The sequence below is a fragment of the Pseudomonas alkylphenolica genome, assembly GCF_000746525.1.
GTDB lineage: Bacteria > Pseudomonadota > Gammaproteobacteria > Pseudomonadales > Pseudomonadaceae > Aquipseudomonas > Aquipseudomonas alkylphenolica.
In genome coordinates this window covers 241,775-255,803 of sequence record NZ_CP009048.1, presented here as the reverse complement: position 1 = coordinate 255,803, position 14,029 = coordinate 241,775, and the positions used below count along the sequence as shown (strand labels likewise).

The 14,029-nt window shown below is 62.0% G+C and carries 14 protein-coding genes; 5 read left to right on the top strand and 9 right to left on the bottom strand.

Annotation, left to right across the window (positions count from 1 at the left end; translation table 11 throughout):
- Positions 1-85 precede the first annotated feature (85 nt).
- Both PSAKL28_RS01165 and PSAKL28_RS01160 read right to left on the bottom strand, forming a co-directional pair.
- Positions 86-955 (bottom strand): LysR family transcriptional regulator, encoded by an 870-nt coding sequence (locus PSAKL28_RS01165; protein WP_038605520.1) that lies wholly within the window; start codon positions 953-955, stop codon positions 86-88.
- A 7-nt stretch (positions 956-962) separates the two neighbouring features.
- On the bottom strand, positions 963-3,206 hold the full coding sequence (locus tag PSAKL28_RS01160) for a heavy metal translocating P-type ATPase (protein WP_038605519.1): 2,244 nt from the start codon (positions 3,204-3,206) through the stop codon (positions 963-965).
- A gap of 82 nt (positions 3,207-3,288) precedes the next feature.
- On the opposite strand from PSAKL28_RS01160, the gene cadR reads away from it, so the two are divergent.
- The 3 genes from cadR to PSAKL28_RS01145 all read left to right on the top strand — a co-directional run bounded on the left by cadR (position 3,289) and on the right by PSAKL28_RS01145 (position 4,655).
- Entirely contained in the window at positions 3,289-3,732 is a 444-nt protein-coding gene (gene cadR / locus PSAKL28_RS01155) for a Cd(II)/Pb(II)-responsive transcriptional regulator (RefSeq protein WP_038605518.1), read from the top strand.
- 402 nt (positions 3,733-4,134) lie between these two features.
- Positions 4,135-4,395, top strand: a complete 261-nt coding sequence (locus PSAKL28_RS01150; protein ID WP_038605516.1) for a hypothetical protein — start codon at positions 4,135-4,137, stop codon at positions 4,393-4,395.
- On the top strand, positions 4,392-4,655 hold the full coding sequence (locus PSAKL28_RS01145) for a DUF3077 domain-containing protein (protein ID WP_051939128.1): 264 nt from the start codon (positions 4,392-4,394) through the stop codon (positions 4,653-4,655). The genes PSAKL28_RS01150 and PSAKL28_RS01145 overlap by 4 nt, the downstream gene beginning before the upstream one ends.
- A gap of 110 nt (positions 4,656-4,765) precedes the next feature.
- Here PSAKL28_RS01145 and PSAKL28_RS01140 read toward each other — a convergent pair whose 3' ends face one another.
- From PSAKL28_RS01140 to PSAKL28_RS01130, 3 genes are read right to left on the bottom strand one after another with little or no spacing between them, the layout of a single operon-like run.
- Positions 4,766-5,737, bottom strand: coding sequence for a thymidylate synthase (locus tag PSAKL28_RS01140; RefSeq protein ID WP_038605514.1), 972 nt, complete (start codon positions 5,735-5,737; stop codon positions 4,766-4,768).
- Positions 5,738-5,784: 47 nt separating this feature from the next.
- Positions 5,785-6,594: a prolipoprotein diacylglyceryl transferase gene (gene lgt, locus PSAKL28_RS01135; RefSeq protein WP_038605512.1), complete on the bottom strand. Its 810-nt coding sequence runs from the start codon at positions 6,592-6,594 to the stop codon at positions 5,785-5,787.
- Positions 6,595-6,608: 14 nt separating this feature from the next.
- Positions 6,609-7,391, bottom strand: coding sequence for a sulfite exporter TauE/SafE family protein (locus tag PSAKL28_RS01130; protein WP_038605510.1), 783 nt, complete (start codon positions 7,389-7,391; stop codon positions 6,609-6,611).
- A gap of 129 nt (positions 7,392-7,520) precedes the next feature.
- Between PSAKL28_RS01130 and PSAKL28_RS01125 the strand changes: the two genes are divergently transcribed.
- Positions 7,521-8,267, top strand: a complete 747-nt coding sequence (locus tag PSAKL28_RS01125) for an NRDE family protein (RefSeq protein ID WP_038605508.1) — start codon at positions 7,521-7,523, stop codon at positions 8,265-8,267.
- Between the two features lie 75 nt (positions 8,268-8,342).
- Here the strand turns inward: PSAKL28_RS01125 and ptsP are convergent, their stop codons facing one another.
- Together ptsP and PSAKL28_RS01115 are read right to left on the bottom strand one after the other, a co-directional pair.
- Positions 8,343-10,622 (bottom strand): phosphoenolpyruvate--protein phosphotransferase, encoded by a 2,280-nt coding sequence (gene ptsP, locus PSAKL28_RS01120; protein WP_038605506.1) that lies wholly within the window; start codon positions 10,620-10,622, stop codon positions 8,343-8,345.
- Between the two features lie 22 nt (positions 10,623-10,644).
- Positions 10,645-11,124, bottom strand: coding sequence for an RNA pyrophosphohydrolase (locus PSAKL28_RS01115; RefSeq protein WP_010222140.1), 480 nt, complete (start codon positions 11,122-11,124; stop codon positions 10,645-10,647).
- Between the two features lie 140 nt (positions 11,125-11,264).
- Between PSAKL28_RS01115 and PSAKL28_RS01110 the strand changes: the two genes are divergently transcribed.
- The gene (locus PSAKL28_RS01110; RefSeq protein WP_038605503.1) at positions 11,265-11,921 is read left to right on the top strand and encodes a histidinol-phosphatase; all 657 of its coding nucleotides are present in this window, start codon (positions 11,265-11,267) and stop codon (positions 11,919-11,921) included.
- Between the two features lie 109 nt (positions 11,922-12,030).
- On the opposite strand, the gene PSAKL28_RS01105 is transcribed toward PSAKL28_RS01110, so the two are convergent.
- On the bottom strand, positions 12,031-12,459 hold the full coding sequence (locus PSAKL28_RS01105; RefSeq protein ID WP_038605500.1) for a DUF2269 domain-containing protein: 429 nt from the start codon (positions 12,457-12,459) through the stop codon (positions 12,031-12,033).
- A 38-nt stretch (positions 12,460-12,497) separates the two neighbouring features.
- A complete protein-coding gene (gene ilvA / locus PSAKL28_RS01100) occupies positions 12,498-14,012 on the bottom strand; it encodes a threonine ammonia-lyase, biosynthetic (protein WP_038605497.1) in 1,515 nt (504 codons plus the stop codon).
- Positions 14,013-14,029 lie beyond the last annotated feature (17 nt).

Genomic DNA, 14,029 nt, shown 5'->3' with positions numbered 1-14,029 from the left:
GTAGTTCGTTTAAAAGCATCGCGGGGCAAGCCCGCTCCCACCGAGACCACTAACCTCGGTGGGAGCGGGCTTGCCCCGCGATGCTTCAAATCTCCACTGCCGACACTTCCTGCGCCAACCCCAAAAAAGCCGCAGGCAAACGCGCCTGCCTGCGTTCCTTCAGGCAATACAGGTACTCATGCATCACCGGAGCATTGTCCAGGCTCAACACCCGCAGCTCAGGGTTATGCGGCACTTCATGACGGGCAATGATGCTGATGCCGATGTTGCGCAACACCGCTTCACGGATCGACTCGCGGCTGCCGATCTCCAGCATCGAACCGACCTTGACCCCGGCCTCTTCCAGCATCTGCTCGGTCAGTTTGCGTGTCGTCGAGCCTTGCTCGCGTACCAGCAGGCAGTGCCCGGCCAGTGCCGACAGCGGCAGCGATTCACGGCTGGCCAACGGATGATTGCGATGCACCGCCACCACCAATGGATCAGTGCCCAACACCCGCCGCACCAGACGCGCATCTTCCAGCAGCTGCGAGGAAGCAGCCAGGTCCACGCGGTAGTCCTCCAGCAACTCCAGCACCTGCTGGGAGTTACCGATTTCCACCGAAACCTCCACTTGCGGCAAACGCTCGCGAAAGATCTTCACCAGATCGAGGATGTAGTACGGCGCGGTGGCAGCAATGCGCAAACTGCCCTGGCCCTGACCACTGTTGCGCAGGAAGAACTCGATATCGGCCTCCTGCTGCAACAGAGTCTTGACCATCGGCAGCAGCCGCGCGCCGTCATCGCTAAGGGTCAGGCGCCGACCGCCGCGGTAGAACAGCTCCACCGCGTACTGGCTTTCCAGGTTGCGGATCTGCGTGGTCACGGTCGGTTGGCTGAGCCCGAGTTTCTTCGCCGCCAGGGTAATGCTGCCCAGGCGGGCAACCATGTAGAAGGCTTTCAACTCGGAACTCAACATACATCCTCTATTTTCGCAGCAGGCGCAGGCCGTTGAAGACCACCAGCAAACTCACGCCCATGTCGGCGAACACCGCCATCCACATGGTTGCCATGCCGGCGAAGGTGATCGCCAGGAAGACCGCCTTGATCCCCAGCGCCAGCACGATGTTCTGGGTCAGGATCGCCGCGGTCTGACGCGAGAGCCTGACGAAGGCCGGTATTTTGCGCAAGTCATCATCCATCAGCGCCACGTCGGCGGTCTCGATCGCCGTGTCGGTACCGGCGGCAGCCATGGCAAAGCCGATCTCCGAGCGCGCCAACGCTGGAGCGTCGTTGATGCCGTCGCCGACCATGCCGACCCGGTGCCCTTGGGCGTACAAATCTTCAATAGTCTTGAGCTTGTCGGCCGGCAACAGGTTGCCATGGGCCTGGTCGATACCCACTTGAGCGGCAATGGCTTGCGCAGTGTGGGGATTGTCGCCGGTGAGCATGACAGTCTTGATACCCAGCTCATGCAGTTCGGCAATCGCCTCGCGGCTGCTGTCCTTGACGGTGTCAGCCACCGCGAACAGGGCCAGCGGGCCGGATTTATCGAGCAGCAGCACCACGGTCTTGCCCTGACGTTCCAGGGCATCGAGCTGTGCTTCGAGCTGTGGCGAGCACAGGCCGAGCTCTTCGACCAGGCGATGGTTGCCCAGGTGGTACAACTCACCGTCCACTTCGCCGCGCACACCACGACCGGCCAGGGCTTCGAACGCCGATACTTCACTCAGGGCCAGTTGCTGCTTGTTGGCATATACCGCAATGGCACGCGACACCGGGTGGTCGGATCGGTCAGCCAGGCTGGCAGCCAGCGCCTGGGCGCGGCCTTCGAACAGCGGATCAAGCACGACATGATCGGTCTGTACCGGCTTGCCGTGGGTGATGGTGCCGGTCTTGTCCAGCGCCAGAAAATCGAGCCTGCGCCCGCCTTCCAGATACACCCCGCCTTTGACCAGAATACCTTTGCGCGCCGCCGCGGCCAGACCGCTGACGATGGTCACCGGAGTGGAGATCACCAGCGCGCATGGGCAGGCCACTACCAGCAACACCAGGGCGCGGTAGATCCAGTCGAACCAGGCACCGGCCATGAACAGCGGTGGTATCACTGCAACCGCCAATGCAAAGGCAAACACCGCCGGGGTGTAGATACGCGAGAACTGGTCAACGAAACGCTGAGTCGGTGCACGGGCACCCTGGGCCTCTTCCACGGCCTTGATGATCCGCGCCAGCGTCGATTGCCCGGCAGCCGCCGTCACCCGGTATTCCAGGGCACCGGCTTGGTTGATGGTGCCAGCGAAAACCTTGTCGCCCGGGCCTTTTTCCACCGGCAGGCTTTCACCGGTAATCGGCGCCTGGTCGATGCTCGACTGGCCACTGACCACCTCGCCATCCAGGCCGATACGCTCACCGGGGCGCACCCGCACCAGCGCTCCCAGCGCTACCTGTTTGACCTCGACTTCACGCCATTGGCCATCGCTCTGCTGCACCGTGGCCATGTCCGGGCTCAGTTGCATCAGCCCGCCAATCGCATTGCGCGCCCGGTCCAGCGAGCGCGCTTCGATCAACTCGGCGACGGTAAACAGGAACATGACCATGGCCGCTTCCGGCCACTGGCCGATCAGCACGGCGCCGGTGACGGCGATGCTCATCAGCGCGTTGATGTTCAGGTTGCGGTTCTTCAGGGCGATCCAGCCCTTTTTATAGGTGCCCAGGCCACAGCTGAGGATCGACACCAACGCCACCAGCGCCACCACCCAGGAAGGCGCCAGCTCGGCGAAGTGAATGCCCTCGGCGGCAATGGCCGCAAGCCCGGACAGCGCCAACGGCCACCAGTGCTTTTTCCCCGGAGCCGGAGGCGCGGCAGGTTCTTCGCTGCTTTCGGTCAGTGGCTCGGCCTGCATGCCCAGCGAAGCGACCGCCTGCTCGATAGCCAGGGTATCGCCATGGGTGTGGCGAACCCCGAGAATGCGGTTGATCAGGTTGAACTCCAGCTGCTCGACGCCTGCCAGCTTGCCCAGTTTGTTCTGGATCAGGGTCTGTTCGGTCGGGCAATCCATGGCCTCGATACGAAAGCGGCTCAGGCGCGCATCGCCACTGGCCGCTTCACTCAGTTGCACCAGAGAGGGTGCAGCATCGTGGGAGCAGCAGCTGTGGGTATGCTTGGCATGGTCATGACTGGCGTGATCGTGGGTGTCTTTACCCGGGGTATGGCTGACAGGCTGGTTCATGGGTTCATCCTTAAATGTCCTGTTGCCAAGTGAACACCCTGTAGCCACTATAGGGTCAAGCAACCTGCCGAGGTATTTTCAGATGAAGATCGGAGAACTGGCCAAAGCCACCGACTGCGCAGTGGAAACCATCCGTTATTACGAGCGGGAAAACCTGCTGCCGGAACCGGCGCGCAGCGAGGGAAACTACCGGATGTACACCCAGGCCCACGCCGAGCGCCTGACCTTCATCCGCAACTGCCGCACCCTCGACATGACCCTGGAAGAAATCCGCAGCCTGCTGCGCCTGCGCGACAGCCCGGACGACCAGTGTGAAAGCGTCAACGCCCTGATTGACGAGCATATCCAGCACGTCAATGCGCGAATCGAAGGGTTGCAGGCGTTGCAGGCGCAACTGCTGGAACTGCGTCAGCATTGTCATTCCAAGGAAGTGCAGTGCTCGATCCTCCAGCATCTGGAGGTCAATGGTGCGGTGACGGCGCCGGAGGCGGAGCATTCACATGTAGGCAGAAGCCACGGCCACTGACGAAAAACCACCCGGTGGGAGCGGGCTTGCCCCGCGATGCGATGTGACTGACAGACCGCTATCGCGGGGCAAGCCCGCTCCCACCGAGGTTGTCGTACTCCCGGAATCAGCAAGAAAGCTTCAGATTTGGGTACTTTCGGAACTATCCTACGCACGCTGCCGTGTTTTCTCTATTGTTGAGAAAGTGCATCAGGGCTAGTTTCCTCGGGTCGTCCATATTGGCGACCGGGTGTGAGAGCCCGCCCTGACCTATTGGCAGCGTTGTCATGGCAGCCGTGCGCGGGCAGACTTTTGTCTGGCCGGGTTCCTAGGTCTTCGGTCTCTCACCCCGCGTGCGGCTGCCACCCTACTCCTGTGAGAGGGACTGGGAGGTAGCTCCTGTCTGATCCTAGGAGTTACGCCATGAAAAAGATTGTCCCAGACCCACCAAATTCCCTCATCACCACCCCCTACCTCTCCATCCACAGCGACCTCATCCCCCCAGACTCCCTGGCCTTCGCCAGCGAACTTCTCCGCGGCATCCACGAAACCACCGACGAATTCTGCCGCGCCCACGCCAATGAACCCGGTCAGGGCATGCTGGTGAATGTGCTGCATTCGGCCGAGATGGCCAGGGCGCTGGTCGAGCATGCGCTGAGCAAGCTGCAAGGAGTCCAGCCATGAGCATGGAGACCGGCAAGACGGTAGGTGTGGTGGATTTCATCCGCAGCGAGCAATCACCGATGGGGCTGTTTCGTATTGCGCCGGGCGTGCCGTGTGACTACGCGCTGGAGCAGGCTTCAACCGTGATGGGTTGTGTGCACAAGCTGATCGAGGCGGGGCTGCTGGATGAAGACGGCGAGATGATGTGGGCCGCTTATTTTCTGAACGAATTCGCCAAGGCGATCATTGATGATGTGGGGCTGGGGTTGAAGAAGGCCTGACCCCTCCGGTGGGAGCGGGCTTGCCCCGCGATGCGATGTGACTGACAGATCGCTATCGCGGGGCAAGCCCGCTCCCACTGGGTAGCCAGTTGTTGCTACAACGGCAGTGATCAGACCGCCATCGGGGCGGTCATCGGCGCATGGTGCTCGTAACCTTCAAGACTGAAGTCACTCGGCTCGACCTTCTCCAGCCACTCCGGCTCGTACACACCCGTCTTGGCATACTCAGGCACACGATCATTGATCACCAGCTTCGGTGCCGCCAGCGGCTCGCGCTTGAGCTGTTCGTTGAGCATGTCCAGGTGGTTCTCGTAGACGTGCGCATCACCGATGAAATAGGTGAACCAGCGCGGCGTGTAGCCGGTCAGGCGGCCTACCAGCGACAGCAGTGCGGCGCCTTCGGTGAGGTTGAACGGTGTGCCCAGGCCCAGGTCGTTGGAACGAATGTAGAGGGTCAGGGAGATTTCCTTGGTCTCGACATTCGGGTGGAACTGGTACAGCAGGTGGCACGGCGGCAGGGCCATTTCGTCGAGCTGCGCGCAGTTCCAGCCGTGGAACAGGATGCGGCGGCTGCCCGGGTCTTTGTGGATGGTGTCGATGCACTGGCGAATCTGGTCGATGGCCTTGTACAGCACCACAAAGGCTTCGCCGTCTTCTTCAGCTTCGGCAATCTTCTGGAAGCCCTGGCTCTGCGCCAGTTCGATCGCGGCCGGGTTGCTCAGCGGGATACGCTTGTAGGCCGGCCACTGGCGCCATTGCACGCCGTAGATCTCGCCGAGGTCGTCATGCCCCTGGCGGAACGGGTTGGCCAGCCACTGGGCGTTTTCGTTGGCATTCTGGTCCCAGACCTTGCAGCCCAGTTCACGGAACTCGCCGGCATTTTTAACACCACGCAGGAAGCCGACCATTTCACCGATGGCCGACTTGAACGCCAGCTTGCGGGTGGTAATGGCCGGAAAGCCTTTCTGCAGGTCGAAGCGCAGCATGGCGCCAGGCAGGCTGATGGTGCGGATACCGGTACGGTTACCTTGCAGGGTGCCGTTTTCGATGACGTCGCGGACCAGATCTAGATACTGTTTCATGGCTTACCTGTAGCAAAGACGGCAGGGGATCGCCCTGCCGTGGAAAATCAAACGGCGGCCTTGGCCGTGGGTTTGCGGTTGTAGGCCCACCAGATCAGGAAGATGCCACCGACAATCATCGGCACGCAAAGCAACTGACCCATGGTCAACCAGCCGAAGGCGATGTAGCCAAGCTGGGCATCGGGTACCCGCACGAACTCTACGATGAAACGGAAGATGCCGTAGAACAGCGCGAACATGCCGGAAACGGCCATGGTCGGGCGCGGTTTGCGCGAGTACAGCCAAAGGATCAGGAATAATGCCACACCTTCCAGGGCGAACTGGTAGAGCTGCGACGGGTGACGTGGCAACTGGGCCGGATCGCTGAACGGCGGGAAGACCATGGCCCACGGCACATCGGTAGCCTTGCCCCACAGTTCGGCGTTGATGAAGTTGCCGATCCGTCCGGCGCCCAGGCCGATCGGCACCAGCGGCGCGACGAAGTCCATCAGCTCGAAGAACGACTTGTTGTTGCGCTTGCCGAACCACAAGGCCGCGAGCATTACGCCGATGAAACCGCCGTGGAACGACATGCCGCCCTTCCACACTTCGAAGATCAGCGTCGGGTTGGCCAGGTAGGCGTGCAGGTCATAGAACAGCACATAGCCCAGCCGTCCGCCGACGATTACGCCCATCGACAGCCAGAACACCAGGTCCGAGAGCTTTTCACGGCTCCAGGTCGGGTCGAAGCGGTTCAGCCGCCGCGAGGCCAGCAGCCAGGCGCCGCCGATACCAACCAGGTACATCAGGCCGTACCAGTGAATTTTCAGCGGTCCCAGGGCAACGGCCACGGGATCTATCTGCGGGTAAGGCAGCATGGTGACTCCTCTCGTTAAAGCAAAAAGCTTAAGCCCACGCAGAACAGCAGCGCGGCGAACAGCCGCTTGAGCAGGCGTGGCGACAGTTTATGCGCCAGACGCGCGCCGAAGCGGGCAAAAAACATACTGGTCAGGGCGATCCCCAGCAGCGCGGGCAGGTAGACAAAGCCCAGGCTATGCGCCGGCAGGTGCGGGTCGTGCCAGCCCAGCCAGATGAAACTCAGGGCGCTGGCCACCGCAATCGGAAACCCGCAAGCCGAGGACGTTGCCACGGCCTGCTGCATCGGCAGGCTACGCCAGGTCAGAAACGGCACGGTCAACGAGCCGCCACCGATGCCGAAGATCGCCGAGGCCCAACCGATCACGCTGCCTGCCGCGGTCAACCCGGGCTTGCCGGGAATGCTGCGGCTGGCCTTGGGCTTGAGGTCCAGAGCCATTTGCGCGGCAATCACCAGGGCAAACACGCCGATGATCTTCTGCAGCATCGGCCCCTGGATCGCCGAAGCGGTCTTGGCACCGATACCGGCACCGACCAGAATCCCCAGGGTCATCCAGACAAAGATCGGCCACTGCACCGCACCCTTGCGATGGTGCTCGCGAATGGCATTGATCGAGGTAAAGACAATGGTTGCCAGCGACGTCCCCACCGCCAGGTGGGTCAACACCGAGGCATCGAAGCCCTGCAAGGTGAAACTGAACACCAGCACCGGCACGATGATGATGCCACCGCCAACGCCGAACAGCCCGGCCAGCACGCCTGCGCAGGCGCCCAGCAGCAAATAGAGCACGAATTCCATTGTCGCCCCCGTCAATTCAGTCCGGCATGGTAACGGAAGGGAGGCCTGCGGCTCTAGTGAAGACACATCAAGTCGATGGATCAGTCCGGGCGCTATGGGTAGAGTGGGCAAAAACACAGAGGTCCACCTATGTGTCTGATCGTTTTCGCCTGGCGGCCCGGGCATGCCCAGCCGCTGATCGTCGCGGCCAACCGTGATGAGTTCTATGCCCGTCCCAGCCGCATGCTGGGCGCCTGGGACGATGCACCTGGCGTCTATGCCGGGCGCGACCTGGAAGCAGGCGGTACCTGGCTGGGCGTAGGGCCAGCGGGGCGTTTTGCTGCGCTGACCAACATTCGCGACCCGCAACAAGCCTTGGGTGCACGATCCCGGGGCGAGCTGGTGGCGGCCTTTCTGCGCGGCGAGCTGGGTGTCGAAGCCTATCTGGACCAGGTCGCCAGCCGCAGCCAGCAGTATTCGGGGTTCAACCTGCTGGTGGGCGATAGCCGCACACTGGGTTACCTGAATGCCCGTGAGGCGCAGGTGCGGTTGCTGGGGGAAGGTGTCTATGGCCTGTCCAACGCCGGGCTGGATACGCCCTGGCCAAAGCTGGTCAAGGCCCGTGCCGGGCTGACACAGCATCTGGCCGATCCGCAGCCCGAAACCTTGCAGGCGTTGCTTGGGGATAACCTGCAGGCAGCGGACGGCGAACTGCCAGAGACCGGCGTAGGGCTCAGTACCGAGCGGCTACTGTCGAGTGTGTTTATCGCCAGCCAGAACTATGGGACGCGGGCCAGTACGGTGTTGATTGTCGAAGCGGACGGTCGGCGGCGGCTGGTGGAGCGCAGTTTCGGGCCGTTTGGCGGGCATCTGGGGGAAGTGGATCTGCAGGTTTGATGCTATCGCGGGGCAAGCCCGCTCCCACCGGGTTAGCACAACTCCGGTGGGAGCGGGCTTGCCCCGCGATAAGGCCTATAGATTCTTCGCCGACCCCGGATTGATCATCCGCGCCAGCCCCAGGTTCTTCAGGGCCAACTGCAGCGAGCTGTGGATAACTTGCGGGTTGTCGATGCCCATGGCCTGGGCCAACAGTTCCTGGGACTTGCTCAGGCTGACCTGACGCAGCATCCATTTCACCTTCGGCAAGTTGGTGGCGTTCATCGACAGGCTGTCGAAACCCATGGCCATCAGCAGCACCGCTGCCGCCGGATCACCGGCCATCTCGCCGCAGATACTCACCGGTTTGCCCTCGGCATGGGCATCGCGCACCACGTTCTGCAGGGCTTGCAGCACGGCCGGGTGCAGGTAGTCGTAAAGATCGGCAACCCGCGGGTTGTTGCGGTCTACCGCCAACAGGTACTGGGTCAGGTCGTTGGAGCCGACCGACAGGAAGTCCACCTGGCGCGCCAGCTCACGGGTCTGATAGACCGCTGCGGGAATTTCGATCATCACCCCCACCGGCGGCATCGGCACGTCGGTGCCTTCGTCACGCACCTCGCCCCAGGCCCGGTGGATCAGGTGCAGGGCTTCTTCGAGCTCGTGGATACCGGAAATCATCGGCAGCAGAATGCGCAGGTTGTTCAGGCCTTCACTGGCCTTGAGCATGGCCCGGGTCTGCACCAGGAAGATTTCCGGGTGGTCGAGGGTCACGCGGATACCGCGCCAGCCAAGGAAGGGGTTGTCTTCCTTGATCGGGAAATACGACAGCGCCTTGTCACCACCGATGTCCAGGCTGCGCATGGTCACCGGCAACGGGTGGAAGGCCGCCAGTTGCTCGCGATAAATCGCCAGCTGCTCCTTTTCGCTGGGGAAGCGCTGGTTGATCATGAACGGCACTTCGGTGCGGTACAGGCCGACCCCTTCGGCACCACGCTGCTGGGCGCGGGCGACATCGGCGAGCAGGCCGGTGTTGACCCACAGCGGCATGCGGTGGCCATCGAGGGTGATACACGGCAGTTCACGCAAGGCATCCAGGCCCTGGGCCAGCTGGCGCTCTTCCTCGACCACTTCGGCATACTGCTTGCGCAGCACGTCGCTAGGGTTGGTGTAGACATCGCCCTTGTAGCCATCGACGATCATGTCGATGCCGTCGACCTTCGAATACGGCAGGTCAACCAGGCCCATCACGGTCGGAATACCCATGGCCCGGGCCAGGATCGCGACGTGGGAGTTACCTGAGCCAAGTACTGAAACCAGGCCGACCAGCTTGCCTTCCGGCACTTCGCCGAGCATCGCCGGGGTCAGCTCTTCGCTGATCAGAATGGTGTTATCGGGATAGACCAGTGTCTGCTGCCGTGCTTCCTGCAGGTAGGCCAGCAGACGCCGGCCCAGATCCTTCACATCGGAAGCCCTCTCGCGCAGGTAGGCATCGTCCATCAGCTCGAAGCGGTTGACGTGCTCGCCCACCACCTGGCGCAAGGCGCCCTGGGCCCACTGCCCGGTCTTGATCACCTGCACCACTTCACCGCCCAGGGCCGCGTCTTCGAGCATCATCAGGTAGACGTCGAACAACGCGCGCTCTTCCGGGCGCAGCTGGGTGGCGAGTTTGGCGGACAGGCTGCGCATGTCGGCGCGCACGCCTTCCAGCGCATTGTTGAAGAGTGTCAGCTCGGCTTTGATGTCCTCAACGGTCTTGTCCGGCACCACGTCGAGATCGGCCGGTGGCAGCATGACCACCGCCTTGCCCACCGCCGCGCCGGGCGAACCTGGCACGCCAACGAACTTGGCCTCCTGGATGCCCTTGCCCTGACGGCCCAGACCACGGATCGAACCGGTGGCTTCGGCATGCGCAATTACGCCGGCCAATTGAGCGCTCATGGTCACCAGGAAGGCTTCTTCACCTTCATCGAACTGGCGCCGCTCTTTTTGCTGGATAACCAGAACCCCGACCACCCGCCGGTGGTGAATGATCGGCGCACCGAGGAATGAGGCGAAGCGTTCTTCACCGGTTTCGGCGAAGTAACGGTAGCGCGGGTGGTCGGCGGCGTTTTCCAGGTTCAGCGGCTCTTCCCGGGTGCCGACCAAACCGACCAGGCCCTCGTTGGGGGCCATGCTGACCTTGCCGATCGAACGCTTGTTCAAGCCTTCGGTGGCCATCAGCACGAAGCGGTTGGTCTCGGGATCGAGCAGGTAGACCGAACAGACCTGACTGCCCATGGCCTCCTTGACGCGCAACACAATGATCCCCAACGCCGTCTTGAGATCCTTGGCGGAGTTAACTTCCTGGACGATCTTGCGCAGCGTATTGAGCATGGCTCGGGGTCGAACTCCGTCGTCAGTCGCGCGCCAGCAGGCGCGGGGCAAGCTCTTTGAGAGCGCGGCGGTAAACCTCGCGCTTGAATGTCACCACCTGGCCCAGCGGATACCAATAACTGACCCAGCGCCAGCCATCGAACTCCGGTTTCCCGGTCAGATCCATCCGCACCCGCTGCTCGTTGGAGACCAGGCGCAGGAGAAACCATTTCTGTTTCTGGCCGATACACAGCGGTTGGCTGTGGGTCCGAACCAGACGTTGGGGTAAACGATAACGCAACCAGCCGCGGGTGCAGGCAAGAATTTCAACATCATCGCGCTCTAGCCCCACTTCTTCGTTCAGCTCGCGGTACAGGGCATCTTCCGGCGTCTCTTCAGGGTTGATACCGCCCTGGGGAAACTGCCAGGCATCCTGGTTGATCCGCCGAGCCCATAGCACCTGCCCAAGATCATTCGTCAGAATGATCCCGACATTGGGGCGAAAACCATCGGGGTCGATCACGGCAGCAACCTCGCAAACGCATGTCACGGCATTGTTCCACAAAGCCCACAATGCCAGCAACGCGCCTGTTTACCTTATGTGCACCGATGTGAAAAGTCCGTATTCTGTGGGACTTTTCAGATGTTATGCGAGTGACTTAAATGCGCCTGGCTTTATTCGATCTGGACAATACCCTCCTCGGCGGCGACAGCGACCACGCATGGGGCGATTACCTGTGCGAGCGCGGCATTCTCGACCCGGTGGCCTACAAGAACCGTAACGACGAGTTCTACCAGGACTACCTGGCCGGCAAGCTGGACCTCAATGCCTACCTGGAATTCACCCTGGAGATCCTGGCCAATACCGAAATGGCCCAGCTCGACGAATGGCATGCCGATTTCATGCGCGATTGCGTCGAACCGATCATCCTGCCCAAGTCCCTGGCCCTGCTGAAAAAGCACCGCGATGCCGGCGACAAGCTGGTGATCATCACCGCCACCAACCGCTTCATTACCGGGCCGATTGCCAAGCGCCTGGAAGTCGAGACGCTGCTGGCTACCGAATGCGAGATGGTTGACGGTCGCTACACCGGTCGCAGTACCGGTGTGCACTGCTTCCGTGAAGGCAAGGTGACGCGTCTGAATCAATGGCTGGAAGACAACGGCTTTAGCCTGGAAGGCAGCTATTTCTACAGCGATTCGATGAATGATCTGCCGCTGCTGGAGCAGGTGGCCAATCCGGTTGCCGTCGATCCGGACCCGAAGCTGCGCGCCGAAGCGCAAAAGCGCGGTTGGCCTGTGATCAGCCTGCGCGATTGATCGCCGCTATGGGAGCGACTGCTCGGTGGGAGCGGGCTTGCCCCGCGATGCGATGTGACTGAACAACCGCAATCGCGGGGCAAGCCCGCTCCCACCGAAGCCCGCATGATCAGACCGGCTTGGCGCCCATCAGGCCGGCGATAGCGATAAAACACACACCACTGAACAGCGCCAGCGCCAGGGTGAACTTCGGATTACCCGCAGTCGGCGCCGTGCGCAGGCGATTGACCCGCGCCAGCAGCCAGAACCAGCTGAACGCGCCGAAGGTGTAGATCACACTGGAGCCCAGCACCCAAGTCTGGCCCAGTGGCCAGCCGATCAGGTGCACCAGCCACCAGCCGGTGAACGGCATGCTTACCAGGCAGATACCCATCAACAGCCAGACAAACACCAGCGGCCGCTGCATCAGCCGGCTCGCTGCTGCCGTGTCGCCCTTACGGCGCGCCAGCCAGGTCCAGATCGCCAGACCAAGGGCACTGCCGAGCAACAGCACGGTGGCCGAGATGTGCAGGACCTTGAGCGTAGTCAGGTATTCCATGTCATTGCTTCCTTGTGAGCTGTCCTGAGCTTAGCTGCTCAGCCCAGGAACAGCCGGTACGCGGGGTTATCGGTTTCATCCCAGTACGGATAGCCGATCTTGGCCAACGCGGCAGGCACCAGATGGCGCTCATCATCCGGGACTTGCAGCCCCGCCACCACGCGACCATCGGCCGCGCCATGGTTGCGGTAATGGAACATCGAGATGTTCCAGCGCCCGCCGAGCTTGTTGAGGAAGTTGAACAACGCTCCGGGACGCTCCGGGAACTCGAAACGCAGCACCAGTTCGTCACTGACCCGCGCGGCATGGCCACCGACCATGTGACGGATATGCAGCTTGGCCAGTTCGTTGTCGGTCAGGTCGAGTACCGGGAAGCCTTGCTCGCTCAGGCTGTGGATCAGCGCACTGCGCGGATCGGTGTCCGGATGGGTCTGCACGCCAACGAAGATGTGCGCTTCACCATCGGCATGGTAGCGGTAGTTGAATTCGGTGATCTGACGCTTGCCAATCGCCTCGCAGAACGCCTTGAAGCTGCCCGGCTGCTCAGGGATGGTCACGGCAATGATGGCTTCGCGGCCTTCACCCAGCTCGGCACGCTCGGCAACATGGCGCAGGCGGTCGAAGTTGACGTTGGCGCCCGAGTCGATTGCCACCAGGGTCTGGCCGTGGACGCCATTGAGTTCGACGTACTTCTTGATCCCTGCCACGCCCAGTGCACCGGCAGGTTCGGTGATCGAGCGGGTATCGTCGTAGATATCCTTGATCGCCGCACAGATCTCATCCGTACTGACGGTCACCACTTCATCCACATAGGTTTTGCAGATGTCAAAGGTGTGCTGGCCGATCTGCGCTACGGCCACGCCATCGGCGAACAGCCCGACCTGCGGCAATACCACGCGCTCACCCGCGGCCATGGCGGCCTGCAGGCAGTTGGAGTCATCTGGCTCGACACCGATCACCTTGATCTCGGGACGCAGGTATTTCACGTAGGCGGCGATACCGGCGATCAGGCCGCCGCCGCCCACTGGAACGAAGATCGCATCCAGCTGGCCCGGGTGCTGGCGCAGGATCTCCATGGCCACCGTGCCCTGGCCGGCAATGGTGTGCGGATCGTCATAGGGGTGGATATAAACGAAGCCCTTTTCGTCGACCAGCTTCAGCGAGTAGGCCAGCGCTTCCGGGAACGAGTCGCCGTGCAGCACGACCTTGCCACCGCGCGAGCGCACGCCTTCGACCTTGATCTCCGGGGTGGTCTTGGGCATGACGATGGTCGCCTTGATCCCCAGTTCTCGCGCCGCCAGCGCCACGCCCTGGGCATGGTTGCCGGCCGAGGCGGTGACCACGCCACGGGCCAGCTCCTCTGGGGTCAGCTGGGCGAGCTTGTTGTAGGCACCGCGAATCTTGAAAGAGAACACCGGCTGCAAGTCTTCACGCTTGAGCAGGATGTTGTTGCCCAGGCGCTTGCTCAGCTGGCCGGCGGTCTGCAACGGGGTTTCGACGGCAACGTCGTAAACGCGCGAGGTGAGGATCTTCTTGACGTACTGTTCGAGCATCGGGAAAGCATCACTGA